This window comes from Paractinoplanes rhizophilus, from assembly GCF_042664765.1.
Lineage (GTDB): Bacteria > Actinomycetota > Actinomycetes > Mycobacteriales > Micromonosporaceae > Actinoplanes > Actinoplanes rhizophilus.
Window position 1 is genome coordinate 102,347 of sequence record NZ_JBHTBJ010000020.1, and the last position, 26,208, is coordinate 128,554.

The window sequence follows — 26,208 nt, forward strand, 5'->3', positions numbered from 1 at the left end:
GGCAGGCCGCTCCCGGTCATGCGCGCTGGATGACGACAAGACGCCGGCCGGGCCCGAGCATCGGAAGGCGTGGACGTCCTGGTCCTGACGGTGAGCACGCTGGTCGTGTTCGCCTGGGCGCTGTTCTCGGCGCGGCTCAGCCGGGCCGATCTGACCGCGCCCATCGTGTTCGTCCTCGTCGGGGTGGCGCTCTCCGCCGCCGCGGATCTCGATCTCGCCGAGCCGGGCGGCGGCCTGGGCGGGACGGTCAAGGTGCTGGCCGAGGTGACGCTGGTCTGGGTGCTGTTCGCGGACGCGTCCCGGGTCGGGCTGCGGGAGCTGCGCTCCGATCTGGGCCTGTACGGGCGGCTCCTCGGCCTCGGCCTGCCGCTGACCATCGCGCTGGGCACCGGGCTGGCGGCGTGGCTCTTCGACGGCCTCGGCGTCTGGCTCGCCCTGCTGGTGGGGGCCGCGCTCGCGCCGACCGACGCGGCGCTGGGCGCGGCGGTGATGACCGACCCGGCGGTGCCGCCGCGGGTGCGGCGGGTGCTGAACGTGGAGAGCGGGCTCAACGACGGCATCGCCACGCCGGTGGTGGCGGTGGCGATCGCCGGCGCGGCGGCGGGCGCGCACGGCGCGGCGACGCCGGGCGCCGCGCTGATCGACCTGGCGATCGGCGCCGGGGTGGGCATCGGGGCCGGGCTGGCCGGCGGGTACGCGATGCGGACGGCCCGGCGGCGCGGCTGGGCGTCGGCGGACTTCGCCGGGCCCGGCGTGCTGGCCCTGGCCCTCGCCGTGTACGCGGGCACGCTCTGGCTGGACGGCAACGGCTTCGTCGCCGCGTTCGTCGCCGGGCTGGCGTTCGGCCATGCCGCCGGCCGCGGCGGGGCCCGCGAGGTCTTCTACGTCGAGCAGACCGCCGGCCTGGTGTCGCTGCTGACCTGGCTGCTGTTCGGCGCGGTGGCCGTCCCGGTCGTCGCCGGTCAGGCCGGCTGGCGGACGCTCGCGTACGCGCTGCTGAGCCTCACCGTGATCCGGATGCTGCCGGTCGCGCTGGTCCTGATCGGGTCGGGGCTGCGCGCGCCGACCGTGGCGTTCGTCGGCTGGTTCGGCCCGCGCGGCCTGGCCTCGGTCATCTTCGCGATGCTGGCGCTGGAGGAGATCGCCGGTGCCGCCGCCGGCCAGGCGGTGGCGGTCATCGGCCTGACCGTGCTGCTGAGCGTCTTCGCGCACGGCCTGACCGGCAAGCCGTTCGCCCGGATGTACGGCACGGAAACCGCCGGCGACCACCCCGCGGTGCGCAAGCTGACGAGGTGAGAACGCCGCCGTCAGAGGACGTAGACCCACACCACGGCGGCGACGAGGGCCAGCAGCGCGAGCACCGCGAGGACGATCAGGACGACGATCAGCCAGCCCCAGCTGAAGCCTCGGCCCGCCGGCGCCTGCTGATACGCGACCGGGCCGAGCTGCCGGGCCTGCGGCCGGGCCGGCTTCAGCTCGAAGCCGCAGCGCTCGCAGCGGATGCGGGCCGCCTCGTTGGGGTAGCCGCAGTTGCGGCACTGCAGCTGGCCGCGCGGCGCGCCGTAGCTGCCCGGCTGGAACTGGCGGGTGTCGGTGCGCGGCTGCGGCACCGGCTGCGGCATCACCCGCAGGTCGGTGGCGTCGCCGCGGGGGCTGCGCGGGACCGCCTGGGCCTGGGCGTCGTCGGCGCCGCCGCCCTTGCGCAGGAACATCAGCGGGTAACCGCAGTTCGGGCAGAGCTGCTCCCGGTCGGGATGCACCGGGTTGCCGCAGTCGGGGCAGGGCAGCTGGCGCACCGACCCGTACGTCTCAGGCATCGTTGTCTCCCGATGGCTCCGGTGGGCGGGCCCGGCCGCGGGCCGGCTGCGGCTGGAAGCGGACGTCCAGCTGGACCTTGGCGCCGAGCGGCAGCTCGCTCTGCAGGAAGCCCAGCACCTGCTTCTCGGTGAGGTGCCCGGTGTGGTCCATCTGGACCACCACCACCGCGTCGGGCGGCGGCACCTTGTCGTTGCTGCCGTACACGCCGCCCGCGTCGGTCACCGTGACCCGGGCGCCGGTGGCGGCCTGCAGCAGCGCCTCGACGCCGAACCGGGTGCCGCGCCAGCCGAGCAGCTTGCCCACCTCGCGGACCAGCGAGCGGCGGTAGTCGGCGGGGTCGGTCGGCTCCAGCATCACCCCGAGCCACGAGCCGAGGAAGGCCAGCATCTCGGGACTCGCCAGGCCGGTGTCGACCTGGTATTCGATGGCGTCTATGCGTTCGCGTACGGTGTCGTGCACCTGCTCGAAAGCCGCGACGAAGTCGCGCAGCACCGGGTCGTTGCCCATCACCCGGGGCAGCTGCTCGGCCAGCCAACCGGCGCGCGCGGTCACTGCTGCACCACCACCCGGTGCTCATAGGACATGAACAACGACTCCGGCAGCAGGCGCAGCCGCTGCTCGACCTGATCGAGGGTGCGCTTGCGCCGCAGATCGGCCGAGAAGAAGTGCACGGCCTCGACGCCCTGCACGCCGAACGAGCCGTGCAGCACGCCGTAGACGTCGCCGAGCCGCAGGTCGGTGTCGAACGGCCAGCCCTGGCCGCTGGGCCCGCCGGTGAGCGGGTTGAGGTATTCGTAAAGGGCGCGCTCGGCCCGCTCGCGGACGGTCTCGGTGCGCACTCCCGGCGCGGCCCGCACCTCCGCGACCACCTTGACCCCCTGGTATCGCGGGGTGTCGATGCGCAAGCGCATCGTCAGCAGGCGGCGGGGCTCGAGATAGGCCTTGATCTGCTCCTCCAGCTCGTCGGACAGAGCAAGATCATCGAGTACGAGGTTCTCCGGCGCGACGTCCACGCGGGGCACGACCAGCAGCCGGGCCGGCTCGGACGGATTGGCCGGCGGCAGGCAGCGGGCCCGCGCGACGCTCGGCGCGGCGTCCAGGGTGAGCCGCTCGACGTCCTCGGCCGTCACCGCGCGCCGGCCGCCGCGCAGCAGCATCGGGCCGCGCACCTTGGCGTTCTCGACGGTCTCGGCGTCGACGCCGCCGGTCGACGGGTCGAGGTTGGTCACCGAGGCCACGAACGGGATCGAGGTGTGCAGGATGGTCAGCCGGTCGGCCGGCACGTTGCCGCGCCGGCCGCCGCCGAAGCGGTAGCCGGTGACGTAGATCTGCGAGTCGATCGGCGGGATCGCGCCATGCTGCCAGACCCGGCCCTCGCGGTCGAGCACCCGCGGCCCGAAGCGCACCTCGCCGGTGGCGCCCGACCAGGTGAAGACGCGGTCGTCCGCCTCGGCGTCGGCCAGGTCGGCCACCTCGGTCCACTCCTGCTCCTCGGGCTCGCCGGTGCGCTCGTGGCGGGGCAGCACCACCCGGACGGTCTCGTCGAAGCGGCGCGGCAGCACCGGGATGCGGCGCACCTGGAACACCTGGCCGGGCCGGCCGTTGCTGGTGCCGAGCAGCTCGGCCGGGGCCGGCTCGGCGTGGTGCGCGGAGACCGCGCCGCCGAGCGCGACCGCGGACAGCTGCTCGAGGATCGGCGGGTTGGTGTACTCGGGCTGGCCCTCGGCCGCCTGGATCAGCCGGCAGCGCAGCCAGTACGCGCGGCGGGAGCCGATCGCGAGGGCCTCGTGCCGCATCGGCAGCAGCAGCGTCACCTCGCCGGTGCTGTTGAAGCCGGCGCTGGTGTCGTCGAGGATCCGCACGTCCTTCCAGGCCTGCCCGTCCCAGGCCTCCCAGACGCGCGGCGGCCGGCGCGGGTCGACTCCGGCGCCCTCCGGACCGGTGGTGACGTCGAGCCGCAGCAGGTTGCCGGCGGCCGAGTCCTGAAGTCCGAAGTAGACGGCCTCGTCCGGCAGCAGGGTCGGGAACAGCTGCACGGTGGCGGCCTCGCGGCGCAGCTCCTCCCAGTGGTCGGCGTACCGGTCGCCGGTGTGGGTCAGGCACGCGACCAGGGCCGGCGGGGTGACCTGCAGCTCGGCGTCGGTGAGGAAGACGATCGGGGCCTCGTCGTCGCGCCGCTCGGTGCTGACCTGGGTGCCGGCCGGGACGCGCACCACCTCGTCGCGCGGCGCGGTCAGCCGGAACAGCAGGTCGGCGCGGGCCGGCACGGCCGAGAACAGCTCGACGCCGACCAGCTCGAGGAACTTGATGTAGAGCCGGTCGGGCACCTGGTTGAGCCGGTACAGCGTCATCTCGGTCATCCAGGCGAACAGCTCGATCAGCGCGACGCCGGGGTCGGAGACGTTGTGGTCGGTCCAGTCCGGGCAGAGCCGGTTGATGCGCCGTTTGGCCTCGTCGACGATGTCCTGGAACCGCCGGTCGTCCAAATCGGGGGCGGGGAGACTCATGGCGCCGGCTCCTCGGTGGGAATCGTATAGAACGGGAAAACCAGATTTCGTACGTCGTTGGTCGACCTCATGCGATAGGCGACGGTGATGTGCACCGTCCCCGTCTCCTGCTCGCCGACGGCGTGGACGCTCTCCAGCTCGATCCGCGGCTCCCAGCGCTCGAGGGACTCCCGGACGTACTGCTCGATCAGGCCGAGCGTGCCCGAGGTCAGCGGCGCGAACAGCATCTGCCACATGGCGCAGCCGAAGTCGGGGCGCATGACCCGCTCGCCCGGCACGGTCGACAGGATCATCCGGATCGCCGCGTCCACCTCCTCGGTCCCGGTGACCAGCCGGACGCTGCCGTTGCGGTTGATCGCGGCCGGGAACGCCCAGCCGTTGCCGATGAAGTCGTCGCTCGCCATGTCACGCCACCAGCACGTCGGGTGAGCCGGCGCTGATCACGCTGGTCGGGGCGTCGACCGGGTCGTTGCAGGTCGCCACCTGGTCGCCGAGCCGGGCCAGCGGCTTGCCGTTGACCAGCACGGTCGGCGAGCCGATGAGCACCGCGCCCTGGTTGGTGGGCGGCCGCTGGAACGGGAACGGCGGGATGTGCGGCGTCTGGGTGGACTTACTGCCCTGGGTCGCGGCCGGCCGCCCGTTGATCAGCACGTCGGTGGAGAGCTGGAGCGTCAGCTGCCCCGCGTACGGCAGCGGGGTGGGCGTGGGCACCGGGCCGCCCGGTGACGGGACCATGAGGATGTGGATGTCGGTCCCGGTGACCGGGTCGTTCTGGCGTGCGGCCGGCTGCGGCATGGTCCCCTCCCTTCAGTTGAGCTTGATCGGCTTGCCGGACGTGGTCAGCGGGCCGGAGGCGGTGATCTCGATCTGGGCGCCGTTCAGCGACAATTTGGACGTCGCCTTGATCTCGATGTTCGTCGCGGTGATGACGAGCTTCTGATCGCCCGTGACGGACGATTCGGATTTTTCCAGTTTTATCGCACAGGGCGTGCCGCCGAGCAGCAGCTCGATCTGCGGCTTCTCGTCGTCGAAGACCAGCCGCGAGTCCTTGCGGGACACCAGCATCCGCTGCTTGACCACGCCCCCGGCGATCGCGCCCGGGTCGGGCGGATTGTCCTTGCGGTTCCACAGGCCGCCCAGGACCACCGGGCGGGTCGTGTCGTCGAGCTCGAAGCCGACCAGGACCTCGTCGTCGACCTCCGGGATCCACTGCAGGCCGCGCTGCTTGCCGCCGCCCGGGGTGGCGACCCGCGACCACGCGCTCTCGTCGTCCTGCGAGAGGGTGGGGAATTTGACGCGTACGCGGCCCAGCTTCTCCGGATCGTCGTTGTTGGTGACGACCCCGACCACGAGGCCGGACCAGCCCCGCTTCTCGGTCGCGACGGCGCCCCCACCCCCGGTCAGATCGGCCAGGCCGGCCGGCTCCTTGCCGCCGCAGACGAAGCGGGTCAGGTACGGCCGGGTCGCGCCGTACGAGTGCTCCACCCCGGTGACCCGGTACTTGCCGGTCATCCGGGAGCCGATGCCCTCGATGCTCACCTTGGCGCCGGCCCCGATCAGCGGGTCGCCGGTCGCCTCGCCGCGCAGCACCACCTCCTCGCCGGAGGCGCGCAGCAGCAGCGACCCGGCCAGCGCGTCCGCCTCGGCCTGGTCGGTCACCGGGAACTGGCCGGCGTTGCGCTTCACCCGCCCGAACGCCCGCTTGGCCGCGTCGGTGAGCTCCTGCGCGGCCGGCGCGTCGGTGCCCGGGTCGAGGGTCTCCGAGCGGCCGGTGATCGCCTCCTTGCCGAGGTTGTCCCAGCCCCGGATCTCCACCTCGTCGCTGCGCTCGGCGGCCGAGAAGCGGACGCTGAACCGGGACAGGTTCTTGCCGTAGGTCAGCTTCGGCGGGGTGGCGGTCGAGCGGGCGGCCTTCTTGAAGTAGAACTTCTTCTCGCTGACCCACACGTCGAAGCCGATCCGGGCCGCGCGCCGGCGCAGGAACGCGTAGTCGGTCTCGCCGGCCTGCAGCACGTAGTCGTGGGTGGCGCCGGTCGCGTCGACCTCGGCGTCCAGGCCGTACTCGCCGGCGATGCGGGTGGCGATGTCGGCGTCGGTGACCCGCTGGAAGCTGCGCGACTTCGCCACCCGGGCCAGCCGGTGGGTCAGGTCGAAGCCGGTGAGGACCAGCTCGTGCCGGCCCGAGGCGCCCGGCTCGACGCTGATCGCGGTCACCTCGCCCGTGGTCACCACCACCGGGTCGCCCTCGGCCCGGAACGCGATCTCCACCCGGGTGCCGATGGTGAACTGTCCCTTGTCGAACAGCTCGAAGTGCGCGTCGTCGAAGTGGATCGCGAAGTAGTCCGGCAGCAGCACCGACTCCTCCACCCGCACGAGCGCCACCTGCGGGTACGTCTCGGGGGCGAGGGGCTTGCCGTCGAACGTGAGCACGACACCGTCGAGCCGCCGCTTCTGTTCAGCCACGGCGGCGCACCGGCAGCTCGGGGATGATCAGCAGCGTGCCGGCCGGCACCGCGAGCGGGTCGACCACGTTGTTGGCCTCGGCGATCAGCCGCCACCGCGTCGAGTCGGCGTAGTGCTGCGCCGCCAGCCGGTCGAGCGTCTCGCCGTGGCCGAGCCGGTGCACGGTCTGCAGCGAGGGCGTGTGCGAGGTCGGGTTCTGCAGCGGCTTGATCGCCTCGTCCTCGTACTGCTTGAGCGACAGGTCGGCCTTGGCCCGCAACGGCATCCCGTCCGCCGCGAAGTAGGTGAACTTCAGCGTGAGCCGCTCGACCACGGCCTTGAACGAGTGCAACGGTCCCCAGTGGAACGTCACCCACGGCGGCCGCGCCTTGTTGCGGGACTTGTCGGACCCCGGCAGCTTCGGGTCGACGGACACCAGCTTGAGCAGCTTGTCGGTGTGCTCGGTGACGCTGGTCCCCTTGTCGGTCGTGTCCAGGGTGATGCTCAGCGCAAGCGTGCCCGGCTGCCCCGCCGAGAACTTCAGCAGCGGCGCGTTGTTGCCCTTGCTCTCGGCCGCGTTCCACGAGGCCGACTTGGTGATGGTCAGCTCGGCCGGATTGAACAGCAGCGGAATCACTTCGTTGTTCTCGGTCCGCAGCTCCGCCTTGGCCGGCGCGGTCGGCTGTGCCATCAGAATCCCCGCCTCGCTCGCATCAGAACATCCCCGCCCATCGGCCGCCGCGGCGCTCGATCTCGCGCAGCAGACGGCGCTCGACGATCTCGACCACCTGGTCCGGGTCCAGCGGCTTGCCCGCGCCCGCCGCTCCCCCGCCGGCCAGGCCGCCGACGACGTTGCTGACGCCGCCGGCCGCGTCGCTCACGGCGGAAGCCACGCCCTCGATCGCGTCGCCCGCCGCGCCCTGCAAATCCGACATCGCGTCGCCCGCGGCGCCGCGCAGGCCGGACATGGCGTTGCCGGCCGCGCCCGGCAGCCCCGAGAACGCATCCGCCGCCGAGCCCGCCAGGCCGGAGAAGGCGCTTCCCATCGGGCTGCCCGCCGCCTCGATGACGGCCGCCCGCGCGGCGCGGGTGGCCACCTCGCTGACCGCGCCCATCCCGCCCCCGCCCACCGGGAGCGAGTCGACGATGCCCGCGCCGGCGCTCGACGCCTGGCTCAGCGCCGACGACGCCAGCCCCGACGCGCCCTGCCCCAGCGACGACGCGAGGCCCGAGGCGCCCTGCCCGATCGACGACGCCAGCCCCGACGCGCCCTGCCCGATCGACGACGCCAGCCCCGACGCGCCCTGCCCGATCGACGACGCCAGCCCCGACGCGCCCTGCGTGAGTGACGACAGCCGCTCGCGGCCGGCCGCGAGGGCCTGGCGCTCGTCGTCGTCGAGCAGGCCCGACAGCCCGCCGAGCAGGAACCGGGGCCGTCGCACCGGGCTCTTGGTGTGGGTGAGCTCGTGCGCGAGAACCGCCGACACCTCGGGCCCGGAGGCCGGCACGGCCGGCAGGTGCACGGTGGTGCCGGTGGTCGCCCCCAGGGCCCCGGCCGCGGCCAGCGCATGCCGGGTGTTGGGCCCGGTGGTGAACAGCGGCGGACGCGCCCGCCCGGTGATCGCCGAGGCCATCGCGTGGAAGGCGGCCGGCAGCTCCCGGGGCGCCTCCAGCGGCCGCGCCGCCACGGCGGCCTCCCAGCGCTCCCGCGGCGTGCGGCCCAGCACCGCAGCGGCCGGCGAACTCCCCGCCCCGGCGTGAGTGGAGGATCCCACCGCCGGGCCGACGGTGACGGCGCCGACCGGATCGGGGACGCTGCCGGGCGGGAGCGAGGCCGCGCCGAGAACGCGAAGCCCCGCGGCGCCGTCCGGGTCGCTGACGGTCGGCCCGGCGGCCGGTTGTCCGGCGAGCGGCTCGCCGTGCCGAGCGCCGGGACCGTGCGACGCGGGGTGGGCGTCGAGGTCGCCCGGGGTGTGGTGGCCCACCCGGACGCGGCGCGCGAGGCGACCCGGCGCGAGGCCGTCGACCGCCGAACCTGTCCCGGCGGCCGTTCCGATCGCGGACGGCGAAGACGCCGAGACGCGCGAGGACGACAACCGCGAGGACGAGACCCGCGAAGACGACGAGGCCGGCGAGGACGACGGGGCGGACGAGATCGGCCCGGACGAAACCGGACCCGACGACGCCGAGCCGGCCGGCGTGCGAAGGAGGCCGCCGGCGAGGGACGCGAAGCCGTAGCCGCCCGGTCCGAACCCGACCATGCCGAGCAGGCCGTCGCCGTGGACGGTCGGTCCGGTCGCGGCGTCGGCACGCGACACGATGCCGGTCCCGGAGATGCCGGTCAACCCGGGGGCAGCGGCATCGGGCGAGCTCGCCGCCACGTCGCGCCGCATCTGGCCGTGCCCGTCCGAGGCCGTCACGTGACCGTCGCGATCGCGTGTCCCGGAGGCCATCGAGGTGACACCGGGCGCCGGAATCCCGCTCCCACCCGGGTTTCCGCTCGCGGCCAGCGCCCGGATGCCCGGCGCCATGGCCAGCTCGTGCCCGGGGCGCACGTCGGGGCCGCCGGGCGGCGCGCCGACCAGCGAGCCGCGGGACGTCAGCGGCGCACGGGCCGCCCGGAGCGAGCGGGCGGGCGAGCCCAAGGACCGCGCCGGCGAGCCGATAGCCGACGGTCGCCCGCCGAGGACCAGACGCCCCGGAGAATGACGGTCCGGAGCGGGACCGTCCGGACCATGACTTCCTGGGCCGCGCTCGGGTCCGGCCGGGCCGTGCCCCGGCCGTGCGGCGGGCGCATCGGCCGGGTGCGACACGAGCGAGCGGTACCACCGCACGAGCGACCACGGCGCCCGCACGCGCAGGCCCTCGGTCACGTCGGCGCCGACCGCCGGGCCGCTCCCCCGCTGGGCGGCGCCCGGCGGCACGGAACCGGGCTGGGCGAAACCCGGCCGGGTGGAACCGGGCAGCCCCGGCCGCAGGGACCGGGGCAGGAGGCGGGCGACGAAGCGGGCGGCCCGCACCAGCGGGCGGGGCCGGTCAGGTCGCGACCGTGAAGCCACTGTGGCACACCTCCAGCTCCTCGATCGCCAGGTCCCGCGAGGACGCGGCCAGGCGCGGGCCGGTCCACTTCACCGGCTTGACGTCGGTCAGCGACCAGGTGCGGAACGGCTTGCCGGCCGCGTTCAGGACGCTGATCGAGCCGGTCTCGGGCGTGACCTTGTTCTCCGCCTTGCTGAAGCCGTTGCCGGAGAACTTCAGCAGCCAGGTGAACAGCGCGTCCGAGTCGGTCAGGCCGCGCTTGAGCACGATGTTCGGCCAGCGCATGCGGCCGAGCAGCTTGTGCGTGTACGCGTTCTGACCGCCCTCCGGCAGCTCCTCCACGTCGAGCGACACGGCGAGACCGGTCACCTCGGTGAAGGCGCCGATCTGCAGCTCGCCGATCTTGAAGATGAACTTGCCGACGAAGGGCGGATCGATCGTGTGCGCGTCAGCCACCCGTCACTCCTTGCCATGCGCGTTCGTTGAGGCCGCCCACCTCCCGCAGGAGGCGGATCCGGTCGCCGTGTTCCAGGTCGAGCAGCCGGTCGAGATCCCAGTGCAGGTGGTACGCCAGGAAGGCGATCTCCTGCCAGATCTCGTCGTGCGCGTAGTGCCCTAGCCCACCTCCACCGATGCCTGCGGGAAAGGGGTGCCGGGCTCCAGCGTGTCGAGGATGCTCGGGTCCTGGAAGTTGACGATGCGGTAGAGGTCCTGGAGATACGAGAAGTCGGAGACGAACAGCGACTCGATCGTCTTGGTGGTGACCCGCGAGACGGTGCCGAGCTGGGTCACCACCCGGGCGAGCACGATCACGGTCGCGTACGCCTCGTTCTCCTTCACCCGGCCGTCGCGCAGCGGCTCGATCTCGTCGCGCGCGCAGGCCAGCCTCATGATGCCGGTCTTGTGCAAGGTGCCGTCGTCGTCGACGTACCCCTTGGGCAGGGTGAAGGGGAACTCGGTCTGCAACCCGCTCATGCCCGGTGGAGCCCCTCGTGCGTGATGACGACCTTTTCCGTGGCGACCTCGTTGGCCCCCGCGTCGAGCTCGGCGCCGGTCCACTTGGAGACCCAGCCGCGCTCGAAGTTCCAGCGGGCCACCTCGGCCTTCATCGAGTCCTTGATGACGATCGAGCCGTCCCGGCGGGCCGAGTCGATGTCGCCGTCCTCGACCTGCTTGCGCCACTCCCACAGCGCCTTGGACTCGTCGATCCGGCGCTCCAGGGTGATGTCGCTCCACTTCATCGCACCCGGCATCTTCCGGATGATCATCTTTCCTTCCTTGGTGGCCTCCTTGTACTCGATCGTCTCGGTCTCCGACTCGACGCCCGAGCACTTGCGGAAGCTCGCCATCTCCACTCCGCCGATCTCGAGGACGAAGTTGAAGGTCGCCATCAAATCAGGCACGGAACTCTCCTCTTACTCGCTTGCGGCCCCGCCGCCCTGCCACTGACTGATCCGGAAGATCACGAACTCGGCCGGCTTGACCGGCGCGATGCCGATCTCGACGATGAGCTTGCCCTCGTCCACCGAGGACGCCGGGTTGTTGCTCTCGTCGCAGAGCACGTAGAACGCCTGCTCGGGGGTCGCGCCGACCAGCGCCCCCTGCATCCAGAGGCCGCGCAGGAACGAGGTGATGTTCCGCTTGACCCGCTGCCAGAGATCGAAGTCGTTGGGCTCGAACACCGCCCACTGGGTGCCGCGCTGGATCGACTCCTCGACGAAGTTGAACAGCCGCCGGACGTTGATGTAGCGCCAGCTGGGGTCGGTCTTGGCGAGCGTGCGCGCGCCCCAGATCTTGGTGCCGTAGGTGCCGAACGCGCGGATGCAGTTGACCCCGTCGGGGTTCAGCAGATCCTGCTCGCCGCTGGTCACGTTGTTCTCCAGCCTGACAATGCCGCGCAAGGCCTCGTTGGCCGGCGCCTTCCACACGCCGCGGGCCGCGTCGGTGCGCGCCCACACGCCGGCCACGTGGCCCGAGGTCGGCACGGTCAGGTAGAGCTCGCCGTTGGTCGCGCCGGGGCGGGCGAGCGGGTTGTTGACCACCACGTTCGGGTAGTACAGCGCGGCGAACGCCGAGTCGCGGCCGAGCCGGGCCCGCCACTCGAGGGCGCGGGTCGCGTTGAGCCCGGGCGGGGTGTCGAGGATGGCCATCTTGTTGTGGCTGGCCTCGCAGAAGTCGACCAGCTGCTGCTGGGCGGCGAGGAACATGTCCTCGTCGATCGAGCCGTCCTCGCGGGTGGCCACCGTGACCAGGTCGGGGATGGCGACCATCGTGACGTTCTCGGCGATCGCGAGGCCCTGATATCCGGTGCGGTCGGACTCGCTGCCGACCAGGTCGGCCGGGGTCACCGATTTCGCCGAGACCGGCGGGGACTCCAGCGTGTAGCGGCCCGGGGCCGGGGTGCGCTCGGCCAGCGAGGCGCCCTGCAACGGCTGCACCTCGATGCGGACGAACTTGGACCGGTCGTTGACGGTCTTCTCCACCGTGCGGGTGCTGCGGCCCTGGAACTGCAGGCCGCCCAGCTCCTCGCGCAGCGCGCCGCCCTCGTAGACGCGCAGCGTGTACTCGCCCGCGCCGTTGCTCGACGAGCCGTCGCCGCCGCCCTCGCCCTCCTGCGGCTGCGGCGGTGGCGGCGGGACCACCTCGACCTCGAGGTTGCGGCCCGGCTCGACCGCGGAGAGCTGGATGCTCGGCGTGTCGGGCTTGTCGGCGGTGGGCAGGGTGAGCGTCGGCTTGCCGCCGGTGGCGGCGTCGCCCTCGGTGGTGGGGATGCGGCAGATGTACGCCTTGCCGCCGCCGTTCTCGAAGAAGCCGCGCACGGCGAGCGGCAGCACCGCGCCGCGCACGAAGCCGCCGTAGATCCGCTCGTACTGCGGCCAGCTGGTGACGAGCTGCGGTTTGACGCCGGCGGGGTCGGTCGGGTCGCCCTGCCCCGGGTCGTAGCGCTCGGTGAAGCCGACGAACGCGGCGACCGCGGTGCCCACCCCCTCGATCGGCATGGAGCCGCTGGGTTGCTCCTCGATGTAGACGCCCGGTGCTCCGTAGGACGCGGCCATGAAGTCTTCCCCCTGTCAGGCCTGGACCGCGCTGGTCAGCAGCGCGGGGTCTAGGTCGGATTCGTAGAACTCCCCGTAATGGAGTGGCGGAAATATGCGCATCATCGGATGCTGCGACGAGCAGGCCACGACCTTGACTCGCGGGAACCGGTGCACTATCACGTGCACGAGATCGCCGGTCGAGCGCTTGTCGAGGTCGAGCACGATCACGTCGGGCAGGGCCTGGCAGAGCCGGTCGAGCACGTCGTCGCCGGCGGTGTCGACGAGCTCGATGCCGTCGACCCGCAGGATCTGTTCGAGGCCGAGGCGGTGCAGAGCCTCGAAGTCCCCCATGAGGACCCGCGTCATCGCCTCACCCCCGCTGGAAAGCCGCTGATTCGCCGCCATGGGTGAGCCTGCCTCGCGTATGCGCGGAGCCATAAGGGGCGGCGGTGCAGCCTTAGGTGCACCGATCGGCCGCGCCCCTTGCCGGGTCGCGCGGGCCGCCGCAACGATGTGATCCGGGAGGTGGGCCGGGTGAAGCTGTCCGATCGGCACGGACCGATCCCGGGCGAGAAGCCGGCCGGCCCCGCGACCGCGGTCGTGAACGCCCCCGCCCGTACGATCAAAAACAACGACGGCCCGGCGGCCGGAAACCGAGCGGTGGCAAGGCTCCTCACCCAGCCCAAGCTTTCCGTTTCCCAACCCCATGACGCGTACGAGCGGCAGGCGGACGCCGTCGCCGAAGGGATCCTCGACCCATCGCCGGGGCCGGCGCCCTCGATCTCCCGCCTGGTCACGCCGGCCGCGGACGCGGGTGAACCGCCGGAGCCGCCGCCCGGCCTGGAACGGACGATCGCGTCGCCGGGCCCGGGCCGGCCGATCCCCGACGACGTGCGGGCACGGATCGAGGCGTACCTCGGGGTCCCGCTGCGGAACGCGCGGGTGCACGACGACCCGCGGGCGCAGCTGGCGGCGGCGCAACTGGGAGCGCGGGCGTTCACGGCCGGCGAGCACATCTTCCTCGGCGCGGGCGAGTCCGCGGCCGACCTGACGCTGATGGCGCACGAGGCCACGCACGTCGTGCAGCAGACCCGGGTCGGCGTATATCGCGCTGTACTGCAGCGGGACGGCGGCGGGATCCTGTCCGGGGCGATCGCCGATCTGGTGCGGACGGTGCCGGGCTACGACATGCTGACGGTGGTCGCCGGGTACGACCCGATCGCCAACCGGACCGTGGATCGCGGCCCGGAGAACCTGACCCGGGGTGTGCTGGGGCTGGTGCCGTTCGGCAACGTGGTGGCCGGCAAGCTGATCGAGCTCGGCCTCGTGCAGGGCGCGTTCTGGATGATCGACGACGGGCTGCGGCAGCACAACCTGACGCTGCAACGCATCCAGGCCGAGATCGACCAGGCCTGGGCAGAGATCGACCTGACCGATCCGGACGGCGCCATCGCGATCGTGCGGCGGCACGTCAGCGGGCTGTACGCGGACGCCCTCGCCTTCGTGAAGGGCATCTACGACGCGATCGTGCAGCTGATCCGGGACGCGGCGGCCGGGCTGGCCGAGGAGCACCTGGCCGGGACGCCGGTGTGGGAGCTGGCCAAGAAGGTGCTGCACTTCGATCCGCTGCGCGGCACGCCGGTCGAGGCGACCACGGTGGAGATCCTCAGCGACTTCCTCACGCTGATCGGCAAGCAGGACGCGCTCGCCCAGATGCGCGAGCGCGGGACGCTGCAGCAGACGGCCGACTGGCTGGACACCCGGATCGCCCAGTTCCTGGGCATCCTCGGCGAGCTGTCGGCGCTGTTCCGGGCCGGGTGGGAGGCGATCCAGCCGGCCAACGTCGCCGACCTGGCGGCGAACCTGTCGGCGCTGGCCACGCGGGCACAGGGGCTGATCGCGCGGGTCGGGGTCTTCGCGTCCGAGGTGCTCGCCGAGGTCGTCAAGCTGATCAAGGACGCGCTGCTGGAGTGGCTCAGCCGCGAGGGCGCCAAGCTGCGCGGGTTCCGGCTGCTGACGGTCATCCTCGGGCAGGATCCGATCACCGGCAAGGCGGTCCCGCGCACCGCGGAAAATTTGATCGGCGGGTTCATCGCGCTGCTGCCGGGCGGCGAGGCGACGTACCGGAAATTGGCGGAAGCGGGCGTCATCGCCGACGCGGCCGCGCAGATCTCCGGCGCGCTCGGCCGTCTCGGGATCAGCCTGGAGATGATCACCGGGACGTTCCGGGCGATCTGGGACTCGCTCTCGCTCGAGGATCTGGTCAACCCGCTCGGCGCTTTCGCCCGGATACTGGAGCAGTTCGGCGAGCCGCTGGGGCGGATCGCCGAGTTCGCGGTCGAGGTGCTCAAGGTCGTCGTCACGCTGATCCTGCGGCTCATGAACTTCCCGCCCGAGCTGCTCGGCAGCATCATCGACAAGGCGATGGCCGCGATCGAGGAGATCCAGCGCGACCCGGTCGCCTTCCTGGTGAACATGCTCGAGGCCCTCAAGCGGGGCTTCCTCGGCTTCGTCGACCGGGCGGTCGGCTACCTGCTCTCCGGGCTCGCCGACTGGATCTTCCGGGGGCTCGGCGCGCTCGGCATCCCGAAGCCGCCCGACCTGTCGTTCGGCTCGATCCTCACGCTCGTGCTGCAGGTCCTCGGCGTCACCGCCGACAAGCTGTGGCAGAAGCTCGGCGACCACGTCGGCCCGGAGGTCGCCGACAAGCTGCGCCAGGGCGTGGCGATGGCCGAGGGCGCGTTCGACTTCGTCAAGGACGTGCAGGAGAACGGCGTCGGCGCGATCTGGAAGCACGTCGAGGGCCAGCTCGGCAACCTGTGGGACACGCTGCTCGGGATGGTCAAGGACTGGATCGTCGGCGAGATCGTCGAGAAGGCCACCGTCAAGCTGATCTCGATGCTCGACCCGACCGGCATCATGGCCGTGGTCAACAGCTCGATCGCGTTCTTCAAGGCCGTCCAGTCGGTGATCGAGTACGTCCGCGAGATTCTCATGATCGTCAACGATTACGTGACCACGCTCGCCGCGGTCGCCGCCGGCAACGTGCAGGCCGGCGCGCAGAAGGTCGAGCGCGGCCTCGCGTCGGCGGTGCCGGTGGCGATCGGGTTCCTCGCCAACCAGGTCGGCCTCGGCGACGTGCCGGAGAAGCTGGTCGAGCTGATCGGCCGGCTGCGCGAGCTGATCGACAAGGCCCTCGACTGGCTGTTCGCCAAGGCGATGCAGCTGGGCAAGTCGGCGCTGTCCGCGCTCGGCGTCGGCGGCGCCGGCGCGCCCGGCGAGGCCGCCGACCCCAACGACGTGCGGGCGGTCGCCGGCGAGAAGGCGGCCGCCGCGCTGTCCGGTCTGGACGACGAGGCCAAGATGGAGGCGGCGCTCGCGGCGATCCGGGCCGAGCTGGCGCCGCAGGGCCTGTCGCTGCTGGAGTTCACGCCGTACGACGAGGCCGGCAACTCGTACCTGATGGCCGCGGCCAGCCCGAAGGTGAAGGTCGGCAAGAAGACCGGGCCGCCGGCCGCGAAGACGCCGATGGCCGCCTGCCGGCTGCGCGTCACCATGCACTTCGCCGACGCCGACGCCGCGTCCGGCTTCGCCGCCGACCGCAACTTCTACGACGACAACGTGCCGAAGGGCCGCGGCGGCAGCGAGACCGAGGACGAGTACGGCCGCCAGAAGGCCGCCCTGATCGCGCCGCCCCCGTCCAACTTCCTGCCCGGCCGCGGCAAGATGGGCGGCGGCGGGCGCGGCCTGCTCATGCTCCAGCCGCCCGCGGACGCCACCAAGGTCAAACTGGCGAGCTGGAACACCGGCGCGCCGGTGCCCGAGACCAACGACAGCCACGCCGAGCGGCAGTTCCTCGACTGGTTCCGCACCGAGAGCCCGGACGGGCTGGTCAAGGTCGAGATCCAGATCAACCTCAGCCCGTGCAGCCACTGCGCCGCGTCGCTGGCCACTGTCGCGGGCGAGTTCGAGCGGCTCATCTCCTGGGACAAGGCGTACCTCGGCTACGACCGCGAGACCAAGCAGCTGCTGGCCAACTGCACCACGGTCGAGGACGTATCAGCCGTCGCGTCGGCGTGGAAGCTGGGTTCTTGCGCGCCGGTCGCGCTGACCGATGCCGAGAAGGAGAAGCAGCGCAAGGAGGCGTTCGCCCACTACGAGAAGATGTCCGTCCTGGTGTAGCCCCCGGCGACCGGCGCGCGTCGGTCCGGGATCTCACCGATCCTTGGCGCGCACCGTGATCGTCTGGGTGGGCGGGCCGGCAGTCGCGCGCAGAGCGGCATCGACCGTAACCGTGACGACCAGATCAAGGCCCGGCTTGAGCTGCCCACCCAGAGCAGACCAGAAATCCGAGTTCTCCGACCCGTCACCGCTGCGCAACCGCAGGCTCGGCAACGGCCGCACGTCCACGAACGCGCCCTTCAAATGCTCCTTGCTGATCACCGGGTGCAGGAGCATCGCGTTCAGCACGTCCCCGAGCAGCGAATGCTCATCCCGGACCTCGCTGGTCCAGGCCGTGACGAGGTAGCGGCAATCCACCCGCGGCAGCGGATCGCGCCGGTACCGCCGCCCGTCCTCCTCCTCGACGATCACCTCGCCGTAGTCACGCTCGGACAGGTTGGGCCGGATGTCCCAGAGATAGAGGTCGACGGTCGGCTTGGTGGACAGCGCGGCCGACCACTCGCCGTCCGGGGCCTCGAACGCGATGTCGACGTCGCGGGCCGGCAGGGGCACGACGTCGCGCAGGAACGCCTCGAGCGTCTCGTCCAGCAGATGCAGCATCGGCCTACTCCTTGACCAGGTCGAAGTAGCGGTCGAACTCCTTCTCGGTGCGCAGCCGGCCGAGCTTCTGGAACTCGCGCTTCACCGACAGGACCGCGTGGCGCATGGTGATCGGGCTGTCCTCGGCGGCGGCCAGGAACGCGGCGCCCAGGGCGGCGTTGCTGATCACGCCACCGGTGATCTTGAACTGGCGGGCCAGGAACTCGACGTCGAGGTCGCCGGCGAGCGGGGCGGTCGGCGGGAACGCGCGCGACCAGATCTGGCGGCGCTCGGGCTCCTCGGGCGGCACGAAGTCGATCGCCACCGAGATCCGGCGCAGGAACGCGGGGTCGATGTTGCGCTGCAGGTTGGTGGCGAGCACGACCAGCCCGTCGTACGTCTCGAGGCGCTGCAGGAGGTAGGCGACCTCGATGTTGGCGTACCGGTCGTGGGCGTCGCTGACCTCGGAGCGCTTGCCGAACAGGGCGTCGGCCTCGTCGAAGAACAGGACCAGGTCGCCGGCGGCCGCGGCGCCGAAGATGCGCTCGAGGTTCTTCTCGGTCTCGCCGATGTACTTGCTGACAACGGCGGAGAGATCGACCTTGTACAGGTCGAGGCCCAGCTCGCCGGCGACGACCTCGGCGGCCAGCGTCTTGCCGGTGCCGGACGGGCCGGCGAAGAGCGCGACCACGCCGGTGCTCGCGGTGGCGCGGAACTGCCACCGGCCGTAGACGGTGTCGCGCTCGCGGTGGCGGGACGCGAGCTCGCGGAGCTGGGTGGCCTCCTCGGGCGGCAGGATGAGGTCGGGCCAGGCCCGGCGGGGGCGGATCCGGACCGCCACGCCGTCGAGATGACCGCCGGCCAGGCGGCGCACCGCCGGAGCGACCAGGCCGCCGTCGGCGCCCGCGGCGGCGGCGACCAGGCGCAGCTGCTCGCGGCTGAGGCGGTAGGCGGGATCGGGGTCGCGGCCCATGGCGCGTTGCCAGTCGTCGGGCCCGGCGGCGCCGTCGTGGACGGCGATCTCGCGCCAGGGGCGGTCGGGCACGGACTCGAGCGGCTGCTCGCCCCGGGACGAGAGCACCCAGCCGAGGTGGGTCGCGCGCTGGACGACGTCGCGGCCGACCGGGGTGATCGGGCCCGCCAGGTCGAGAACCACCGTGCAGCGGGTGATCGTCGCCTCCCGGACGACCGCCTGCCAGGCCGCGTCGGTCTCGGGTGGCGGAGCGATCAGCAGGCCGCGCCCGCCGAGCGCGTGCAGGCGCGACTCGCGGTCGCCGCCGTGCACGAGCAGCAGCTCCGGCTCGCTCGGGAGGTCGCCCGGCCGGCGGGAGGTGCCCGGCGGGAGGGCCGGGTCGGGCGAGTCGTCGCCGGCGAGATGCCAGATCAGGCGGGCGGCGGGCTCGGCCGTCTGCGTCGCCCACGGGCCGTCGCCGGAGACCTTGGCGAGGGCGGCGCGGATCAGGCCGCCGCCGGGGGCGAGGGCGCGGGGGCCGGCGTGGTCGTCCTCGGCGAAGATGCGGTTGAGGGTGGACAGGGTCAGCCGCGGCAGCTGCACCGAGTCCTGGATGTACGCGACCAGGCGCTGCCGGGCCGGCGACATCTCGACGGCGACGAGCAGGGCGAGCACCTCGGCCTCGCCGCTCGTCAGGCCGGCGTTCTTCGCGACGTCGCCGAACTGCCCGAAGGGCGCGTCGGCCGCGGGCGCCGGGTCGGCGCCGAAGAAGGCCGCGAAGGCGGCGCGGGCCTTCCGGATCGGCGCGGCGGCGCCGGCGCGCACGGCGGCGACCCGCTCGGGGCCGGGGCCGTCGAGGCCGGGCAGCGTGCCCAGCAGCCGCTCGACCTCCTCGTCGGCGACGTAGAGGCCGGCGAAGTCGCGCGGCGGCCGGCCCTCGGCCAGGCGGCAGATCAGGGCCTCGCGCTGCAGGAGCGCGTCGGCCAGGACGGTCCAGGGCTCGACCACCGGGTCAGATCACGCCCTCGCGGGTGGCGACCGCCACCGCCTGCGCGCGGGTGCGGCAGTTCAGCTTGGTCAGCACGTCGTGCACGACGTTCTTGACCGTGCGCTCGGAGAAGCACAGATCCTCGGCGATGCCGCGGGTGTCCATGCCGTCGGCGAGCAGGCGCAGCACCGAGCGCTCCCGGGTGTTGAGCCCGGCCGGCCCCAGATGCGAGGTCTGGGTGACGTGCAGCAGCAGCCGCGACAGCATGTCGGCGGGCAGCGCGACGTTGCCGGCCACGACCGAGCGCAGGCCGGTCACCAGCGTGTCGGCGGTGAGCGTGCGGTGCGGCAGGATCGCGCTGACGCCGGCGTCGACCATCTCGCGGACGGCCTGCTCGGTGACCTCGCGGACGGTGGCGACCAGGCGGGTGCCGTGCGTGTCGACCAGGCGCACCGCGCGGCGCAGGGTCGGGCCCGCGTACTCGAAGACGAGCACGTCGAGGTCGTTGATCGCGGGTTCGGGGGACAGCGCCGCGCTCTCGCCGCGGACGACGAAGTCGGCCTGCTGCAGGCACGCGGCCATGCCGCGCCGGACGATGGCATGGCTGTCATCGATCCAGACCGTCGGCGGCCGTGATGAGATCATGCGTTCCCCCTGGTCAGCGCCCGATGTGCGGGCGACTGCCCAGACATGATGGCCCGGAAAAGTCGATCAATACAATAGCTCGATCGGCTCTGTCGTTGATCCAACTCTGTTGCCCCTTTCGCTGCCCTTTCGTGCAACCGGGTCGGCACGTATACAGAGTGGCCTACATATACAAGCTGGACGGCGGTGTCTACTCTCGGGACATGCCGAGGTACTCCGCCGAACAGATCTACGGTTTCGCCCGCCGGGCCGGCTTCTCGCCGGACGAGGCGGCCACCATGACCGCGATCGCGCTGGCCGAGTCGGGCGGCAACTCCAAGGCACACAACCCGGTCGGCGAGGACTCCCGCGGGCTCTGGCAGATCAACGGCAAGGCCCACCCCAGCTTCCTGACCAAGTACAACCTCTACGACCCGATCGACAACGCCAAGGCCGCCTTCGAGATCTCCCACCGCGGCGAGGACATCTCGCCGTGGACGACGACGCACGGCGGCCTCAGCTCGCCGTACGTCCGGTTCAAAGAGGACGCTCAGGCCGCCGCGATCGCGTACGGCGACGGACCCGGCCGCGGCGTGTTCACCGGCACCCGCGGTTACGGCGACCACAAGCCGGCCCACGACGGCGACGACCCGGCCGGCGTGCCGGTGCACGACGTGGCCGGCTCGCCGTCGTCCTCGACGCCGGCCGCGCTGGCCACCCCGCAGGCCGCGCCGGGCGGCAGCAACCCCGCACTCGACACCTTCCTGAATGTTGCCAAGGCACAAATTGGTGATCGGTATGTGTTCGGCGCCGAGGTGAAGCTGAGCGACCCCAATCCGAACGTTTTCGACTGCTCCGAATTCACCCAATGGGCCGCTTTCCAGGCGGGCGCGAAAATCCCGGACGGCGCCACCGCGCAATATCTGCACTTCAAGGAAAAAGGTCTGCTGATTGACCCGGCCCAGGCCAAGAACACGCCGGGCGCGCTGCTGTTCTCGTTCGACCGCGAGCCGCGCCCCGGCGACGGCCGCACCCCGGGCGCGCACGTCGCGATCAGCCTGGGCAACGGCAAGGTCGTCGAGGCGGCCAACCCGCGGGCCGGCGTGCGCGAGTCCAACGCCGGCAACCGCTTCGAGTTCGCGGCGATCATCCCGGGCATCTCCGACGGCACCGCGACCCCGATCGCCAACCCGGTGATGCAGCCGCTGTCCACCCTGGTGCCGCAGTCGACGCTGCCGACCACCGTGCCGTTCCAGCCGGCCCCTCCCCCGCCGCAGCTCGGCGGCCCCGACTCCGACCGCGACGGGCTCAGCGACGCGCTCGAGCGCCGCTACGGGATGGATCCGCTGCGCGCCGACACCGACGGCGACAACCTGACCGACGCGCAAGAGCTGATCACGTACGGGACCGACGCGCGCAAGGCCGACAGCGACGGCGACAGCCTGAACGACGCGTTCGAGCTGGCCCAGGGCCTCGACCCGCGCTCGCCCGACTCCGACAACGACGGCCACATGGACGGCTCGCTCACCCCGATCTCGCAGACCGACACCGACGCCGACGGCCTCGACGACAACCTGGAACGCGTGCTCGGCCTCAACGCGCAGGTCGCCGACTCCGACTCCGACGGCTTCAGCGACGCCCTCGAGTACCACTCGGGCTCCAACGCGCTCGACCCCAACGACAACCCGCTGCTGCACCAGCCGGGCGCGCTCGGCCAGCAGCAGCAGAACCCGCTGGGCCAAAATCCATTGGGCCAGAACCCGCTGGGCCAGAACCCGCTGGGCCAGCCGGTCAACTCATTGGGCCAGCCGGCCGGGACGTTCGGGCAGCAGCCGGGGGTGTCATCGGCTCTCGATCAGCTGCCGGGCGGTCAGCTAACCGACGTCACCGATCTTCAGTGAGCGGGTTGATGCGACCATCGTGGACGTGGAGCTGACCCTGCCCGACGAGCCGGTGGCCCTGGCGCCCGGCGTGCCCACGCGCGTACCCGTCCAGCTGCGCAACCCGTACGCGCAGCCGCTCGAGCTACGGATCTTCCTGGCCCGCGGGCGCGCCGCCGGGTGGGCGACCGTGGATCCGCCGTCGCTCAGCCTCGCGCCCGGCGAGACGGCCGAGGTCGGGGTGGTCCTGCAGACGCCGCCCGAGCAGCCGCCGAGCTCCTCGCTGGTGCCGTTCACCGTGCACGCCGAGGAGGCGTCGACCGGCGAGCCGGCCGGCTTCGCGACCGCGCTGCTCAAGGTCGCGCTGCCGGTCCCGGTCACCGGCTCGCTCGCGGCCCGGCGCGAGAAGGGCACGTACGACCTGTGGCTCGCCAACGACACGCAGCGGGCCGCGCCCCTGCGGATCACCGCGCAGCTCGACCCGCCGGCCGGCTCGGTCCAGGTGGAACCGGACGCGGTGCTGCTCGAACCGGGGGCGAACGCGCAGGTGACGGTGCGGGCCAAGCCGGGGCGGCCGATCACCGGGCAGCCGCGGTCGTGGGCGCTGGTGGTCAAGGTCAGCGACGTGTACGACGCCGAGCGCGAGCCCTACCTGACCCAGGTCGCGACCGGCCGCAGCAAGCCCCTGGTCCGCGCGTTCGTGCTGGCCTCGGTCGCGGCGCTGATCTGCGTGGCGGCGGCCGCGGCGATCGCGCTCAACGGCGGCGGGAAGGACCTGTTCTCGTTCCGCGGCAAGAACGCGGCGACCACCACGCCGGCCGTCGCCCCGGCGACCGTCAACCGGCCGTACGCGTTGATCGAGGTTTTCCCGCATCGGGGCGCGGACGGCGGCCGGGCCGCGGCACAGGCCGAACAACAGAAGCTGGCCGCGCAGGGCATGCCGGTACGGCTGGTCGACAGCCTCGCGTCGGATGTGCTCTCCGACGAGCAGGGCGGCTTCTACGTGCTCTTGCAGGATGGTTTCCAGGGAACGGCACAGGCGGAGGCCTACTGCGCGCAGTGGCGCGCGGTGGCTCCGAAGTGCCGGGTCACGTCTTAGGCTCGGGAGCGTGCGGATGCAGTACGGGTTGGGGATCGACCTCGGCACCACCCACACCGCGGCGGCGGTCTGGGCGGAGGGCCGGGTCGAGGTCGCGCGCCTGGGCGGACGGCGCGCCGAGATCCCGTCGCTGGTCTTCGTCAAGCCCGACGGCGGCCTGCTGATCGGCGAGGCGGCCGAGCGGCGCGGGCAGTCCGAGCCGGCCCGGCTGGCGCGCGAGTTCAAGCGCCGCATGGGCGACCCGGTGCCGATCCTGGTGGGCGGGTCGCCGTTCTCGGCGCACGCGCTCACCGCCAAGCTGCTGCGGCACGTGCTCGACACGGTGGGCCGGCTGCAGGAGGGCCCGCCGCAGGCGATCACGATCACCCACCCGGCCAACTGGGGGCCGTACAAGAAGGAGCAGCTCGATCAGGCGGTGCGTCTCGCCGACGCGGGGCCGGTGCGGCTGCGCAGCGAGCCGGAAGCGGCGGCGCTGCAACACGCCACGGCCCGGCGGATCGCCGACGGCGAGACCGTCGCGGTGTACGACCTCGGCGGCGGGACCTTCGACGCCGCGGTGCTGCGCCGCGACGGGGACGGCTTCGTGGTGCTCGGCGAGCCCGAGGGCATCGAGCAGCTGGGCGGCATCGACTTCGACGAGGCGGTGTTCGGCTACGTGCTGGGCGTCCTCGGCAGCAAGGCCGACGGGATGGACCCGGCGGACCCGGAAGCGGTGGCGGCGCTGAGCCGGCTGCGGCGGGACTGCGTCGAGGCCAAGGAGGCGCTGTCCTTCGACACCGAGACGATGATCCCGGTGGCGCTGCCCGGGCTGCACACCCGGGTGCGGCTGAACCGTTCGGAGCTCGAGGCGATGATCCAGCCGTCGCTGGCCGACACGGTGGCGGCGACGTCGCGGGCGCTGCGCGGGGCGGGGGTGGAGCCGGCCCAGCTGAGCGCGATCCTGCTGGCCGGCGGGTCGTCCCGGATCCCGCTGGTGTCGCAGCTGTTGTCGACCGAGTTCCAGCGCCCGGTGGTGGCGGATCCGCATCCGGAGCACAGCATCGCCATGGGCGCGGCGGTGGCTACGGCCTCGGTGCTGGGCGGCGGATCGCCGTTCTCGGGGGCGGTGCCGCCGCCCCGGCCGTCCGGCGAGCAGGCCCGGCCCGGCACCGCGACCCTGGTGGACATGCCGGCCGGCGGGTACTCGCCGGTGTCGTCGCCGCAGCGCGGCGGGACGGCGGGGGCAGCCGCCGCCGGGGCAGCGGGAGCAGCAGCTGGGCTTTCGACACCCGCGCAAGGCGGCAGCGGGACCATCCCGGTCGCGCCGGGGTACGGCGGGAACGCACCGGTGAGCGGGGCCGCACCGGCATACGGCGCCAACGCGCCGGTGAGCGGGGCCCCGCCGGGATATGGCGGCAACGCGCCGGTCAGCGGGGCCGCACCGGCATACGGCGGCAACGCGCCGGTCAGCGGCGGACCATCGAACTATGCCGGGACGACGCCAGGCCAGGGCGGCAACGCACCGGCGAGCGGCCCTTCCGGCGCACCGGTCTCCTACGCGGCCGGCTCGGCCCCCATCCCGGGGACGACTCCGGCCCCGCCACCCGGGGGCGGTCCGCCGAGCGCGGGCGGCCGGCCCGGGGTCGCGGGGAGCGGCTCGTTCGGTGCGGCGGGCAACGGCGCACAGGCCGTGCCGGGGCAGGGCGAGCCGGGCCACGGCATACCGGGGCAGGGCATACCCGGACAGGGCGTATCGGGGCAGGGCGTACCCGGGCAGGGCGTACCCGGGCAGGGCGTACCCGGGCAGGGCGGAACCAATATCCCCTGGCCGCCACCGCCGCTGCCCGCGCCGCCCGGCGGCGAGAAGCGCAACCTCGCGCGGATCGTCATGGTCGGCGCGCTCGCCGTCGCCCTGCTGGCCGGCGGCACGACGGCCGCGCTGATCCTGCTCAACCAGAAGGACGACACCGCCGGCGGGGCCACGCCGCCCGCGACGCCCACCACGCCGCCCGTCTCGGCCGCCGCGCAGGAGCAGGGGGCGCTGCCGACCGACACGATGCTGGTCCGGGTCGACACCGGGCCGGGCCAGCCGCCGGGGCGCAAGTCGAAGATCTACTACTTCACGCCGGGCACCGGGAAGCGCACCCTGCTGCCCAACACGCAGAACGGTGACGTCCTGCCGAAGTGGTCGCACGACCGCGACCAGATCGCGCTCACCCATTCGTCGGCCGACGGCAAGAAGAGCTCGATCTACGTGATGAACGCCGACGGCAGCCACCGGCGCCGGGTGGCCGACGACGCCGGCGGGCGGGTCGCGTGGTCCGCCGACGACACCAAGATCGCCTTCATGAAGAAGTTCGGCGGCGTCAATCAGATCGCCGTGCTGACGCTGGCGACCGGCGAGATCAAGCAGCTGACCCACTCGTCGACCGTCAAGGACGACGCGATGTGGTCGCCGGACGGCCGGACGATCCTGTACTGGCTGAACAAGGACGGGATCAAGCAGATCTTCGAGCTGGAGGTGGCCGACCCGGAGGAGCCCGGGCGGCAGATCACCGGGCCGCAGGTGGGTCCGGCCAACGACCCGGTCTACTCGCCGAAGGGCGACAAGGTGCTCTTCACCCGCGAGCTCGACAACGGCAAGACCTCCGACATCTGGATGGTCGACATCGACGGCAAGAATCCCCACCAGGTCACCTCCAACCCGGCGCGGGAGATGGACCCGACCTGGTCGCCGGACGGCACCTGGTTCGCGATGGTGCGTGGCGACTACGACAAGCCGACCGTGGTGGCCATGCGGGCGGACGGCACCGGCGAGCAGGTGCTGACGGCGCCGGGCGGCCGCGAGGGTCATCCCTGCTGGTTCTGAGACCGCGCGAGAACTGAGGCGGCGCTAGAACTGAGGCGGCGCTAGCGACTATTCGGGGTCAAGGTCCGACGCGCCCGCCCGGCCCTCGGTGGACAGCGACGAATTCTTGTCGTACCCACCTGCTCTACTCGGCCCCACCCAAGTGCGGGGGCGGGGGATGGACTGTGGGCGCCGCGACTCGTGATCAAAAATGGGGGTTGCGGTGATCGCCG

The 26,208-nt window shown here is 72.5% G+C and carries 22 protein-coding genes; 5 read left to right on the forward strand and 17 right to left on the reverse strand.

The annotated features are described in order from the left end of the window. The first annotated feature begins 69 nt into the window (after window positions 1-69). Entirely contained in the window at window positions 70-1,296 is a 1,227-nt protein-coding gene (locus tag ACFQS1_RS24875) for a cation:proton antiporter domain-containing protein (RefSeq protein WP_378972563.1), read from the forward strand. An 11-nt stretch (window positions 1,297-1,307) separates the two neighbouring features. On the opposite strand, the gene ACFQS1_RS24880 is transcribed toward ACFQS1_RS24875, so the two are convergent. The 14 genes from ACFQS1_RS24880 to ACFQS1_RS24945 are packed head-to-tail and all read right to left on the reverse strand — an operon-like array spanning window position 1,308 to window position 13,210. Next, window positions 1,308-1,817 (reverse strand): hypothetical protein, encoded by a 510-nt coding sequence (locus ACFQS1_RS24880; RefSeq protein ID WP_378972565.1) that lies wholly within the window; start codon window positions 1,815-1,817, stop codon window positions 1,308-1,310. Next, window positions 1,810-2,370, reverse strand: coding sequence for a phage tail protein (locus tag ACFQS1_RS24885; protein WP_378972567.1), 561 nt, complete (start codon window positions 2,368-2,370; stop codon window positions 1,810-1,812). The genes ACFQS1_RS24880 and ACFQS1_RS24885 overlap by 8 nt, the downstream gene beginning before the upstream one ends. After that, on the reverse strand, window positions 2,367-4,325 hold the full coding sequence (locus ACFQS1_RS24890) for a putative baseplate assembly protein (RefSeq protein ID WP_378972569.1): 1,959 nt from the start codon (window positions 4,323-4,325) through the stop codon (window positions 2,367-2,369). The genes ACFQS1_RS24885 and ACFQS1_RS24890 overlap by 4 nt, the downstream gene beginning before the upstream one ends. Next, on the reverse strand, window positions 4,322-4,729 hold the full coding sequence (locus ACFQS1_RS24895; protein ID WP_378972571.1) for a GPW/gp25 family protein: 408 nt from the start codon (window positions 4,727-4,729) through the stop codon (window positions 4,322-4,324). The genes ACFQS1_RS24890 and ACFQS1_RS24895 overlap by 4 nt, the downstream gene beginning before the upstream one ends. Before the next feature lies 1 nt (window position 4,730). Further along, the gene (locus ACFQS1_RS24900) at window positions 4,731-5,120 is read right to left on the reverse strand and encodes a PAAR domain-containing protein (RefSeq protein ID WP_378972573.1); all 390 of its coding nucleotides are present in this window, start codon (window positions 5,118-5,120) and stop codon (window positions 4,731-4,733) included. Window positions 5,121-5,132: 12 nt separating this feature from the next. Continuing rightward, complete coding sequence (locus tag ACFQS1_RS24905; protein ID WP_378972575.1) at window positions 5,133-6,788, reverse strand: VgrG-related protein; 1,656 nt, start codon at window positions 6,786-6,788, stop codon at window positions 5,133-5,135. Further along, complete coding sequence (locus ACFQS1_RS24910; RefSeq protein WP_378972577.1) at window positions 6,781-7,458, reverse strand: CIS tube protein; 678 nt, start codon at window positions 7,456-7,458, stop codon at window positions 6,781-6,783. The genes ACFQS1_RS24905 and ACFQS1_RS24910 overlap by 8 nt, the downstream gene beginning before the upstream one ends. Before the next feature lie 22 nt (window positions 7,459-7,480). Beyond that, entirely contained in the window at window positions 7,481-9,826 is a 2,346-nt protein-coding gene (locus tag ACFQS1_RS24915; RefSeq protein WP_378972579.1) for an eCIS core domain-containing protein, read from the reverse strand. Beyond that, window positions 9,804-10,262 (reverse strand): phage tail protein, encoded by a 459-nt coding sequence (locus ACFQS1_RS24920; RefSeq protein ID WP_378972581.1) that lies wholly within the window; start codon window positions 10,260-10,262, stop codon window positions 9,804-9,806. Before ACFQS1_RS24920 ends, ACFQS1_RS24915 begins: the two co-directional genes overlap by 23 nt. Beyond that, window positions 10,255-10,440, reverse strand: coding sequence for a DUF6760 family protein (locus ACFQS1_RS24925; RefSeq protein WP_378972607.1), 186 nt, complete (start codon window positions 10,438-10,440; stop codon window positions 10,255-10,257). Before ACFQS1_RS24925 ends, ACFQS1_RS24920 begins: the two co-directional genes overlap by 8 nt. Further along, a complete protein-coding gene (locus ACFQS1_RS24930) occupies window positions 10,422-10,781 on the reverse strand; it encodes a hypothetical protein (RefSeq protein ID WP_378972583.1) in 360 nt (119 codons plus the stop codon). The genes ACFQS1_RS24925 and ACFQS1_RS24930 overlap by 19 nt, the downstream gene beginning before the upstream one ends. Beyond that, a complete protein-coding gene (locus ACFQS1_RS24935; protein ID WP_378972585.1) occupies window positions 10,778-11,209 on the reverse strand; it encodes a phage tail protein in 432 nt (143 codons plus the stop codon). The genes ACFQS1_RS24930 and ACFQS1_RS24935 overlap by 4 nt, the downstream gene beginning before the upstream one ends. 12 nt (window positions 11,210-11,221) lie before the next feature. Beyond that, the gene (locus ACFQS1_RS24940; RefSeq protein WP_378972587.1) at window positions 11,222-12,862 is read right to left on the reverse strand and encodes a phage tail sheath family protein; all 1,641 of its coding nucleotides are present in this window, start codon (window positions 12,860-12,862) and stop codon (window positions 11,222-11,224) included. Between the two features lie 15 nt (window positions 12,863-12,877). Further along, complete coding sequence (locus tag ACFQS1_RS24945; protein ID WP_378972589.1) at window positions 12,878-13,210, reverse strand: hypothetical protein; 333 nt, start codon at window positions 13,208-13,210, stop codon at window positions 12,878-12,880. A 168-nt stretch (window positions 13,211-13,378) separates the two neighbouring features. On the opposite strand from ACFQS1_RS24945, the gene ACFQS1_RS24950 reads away from it, so the two are divergent. Continuing rightward, the gene (locus tag ACFQS1_RS24950) at window positions 13,379-17,026 is read left to right on the forward strand and encodes an eCIS core domain-containing protein (protein WP_378972591.1); all 3,648 of its coding nucleotides are present in this window, start codon (window positions 13,379-13,381) and stop codon (window positions 17,024-17,026) included. A gap of 33 nt (window positions 17,027-17,059) precedes the next feature. Here the strand turns inward: ACFQS1_RS24950 and ACFQS1_RS24955 are convergent, their stop codons facing one another. The 3 genes from ACFQS1_RS24955 to ACFQS1_RS24965 are packed head-to-tail and all read right to left on the reverse strand — an operon-like array spanning window position 17,060 to window position 20,190. Continuing rightward, window positions 17,060-17,626 carry a Pvc16 family protein gene (locus ACFQS1_RS24955; RefSeq protein WP_378972593.1) on the reverse strand — a complete coding sequence of 189 codons (567 nt, stop codon included), beginning with the start codon at window positions 17,624-17,626 and terminating at the stop codon, window positions 17,060-17,062. A 4-nt stretch (window positions 17,627-17,630) separates the two neighbouring features. Next, on the reverse strand, window positions 17,631-19,565 hold the full coding sequence (locus ACFQS1_RS24960; protein ID WP_378972595.1) for an ATP-binding protein: 1,935 nt from the start codon (window positions 19,563-19,565) through the stop codon (window positions 17,631-17,633). A 4-nt stretch (window positions 19,566-19,569) separates the two neighbouring features. Continuing rightward, window positions 19,570-20,190: a response regulator transcription factor gene (locus tag ACFQS1_RS24965; RefSeq protein WP_378972597.1), complete on the reverse strand. Its 621-nt coding sequence runs from the start codon at window positions 20,188-20,190 to the stop codon at window positions 19,570-19,572. 203 nt (window positions 20,191-20,393) lie between these two features. On the opposite strand from ACFQS1_RS24965, the gene ACFQS1_RS24970 reads away from it, so the two are divergent. From ACFQS1_RS24970 to ACFQS1_RS24980, 3 genes are read left to right on the forward strand one after another with little or no spacing between them, the layout of a single operon-like run. Continuing rightward, on the forward strand, window positions 20,394-22,070 hold the full coding sequence (locus ACFQS1_RS24970) for a transglycosylase SLT domain-containing protein (RefSeq protein ID WP_378972599.1): 1,677 nt from the start codon (window positions 20,394-20,396) through the stop codon (window positions 22,068-22,070). 25 nt (window positions 22,071-22,095) lie between these two features. Continuing rightward, window positions 22,096-23,148, forward strand: a complete 1,053-nt coding sequence (locus tag ACFQS1_RS24975) for a COG1470 family protein (RefSeq protein WP_378972601.1) — start codon at window positions 22,096-22,098, stop codon at window positions 23,146-23,148. Window positions 23,149-23,164: 16 nt separating this feature from the next. Continuing rightward, window positions 23,165-25,996 carry an Hsp70 family protein gene (locus ACFQS1_RS24980; protein WP_378972609.1) on the forward strand — a complete coding sequence of 944 codons (2,832 nt, stop codon included), beginning with the start codon at window positions 23,165-23,167 and terminating at the stop codon, window positions 25,994-25,996. The last annotated feature ends 212 nt before the right edge of the window (window positions 25,997-26,208 follow it).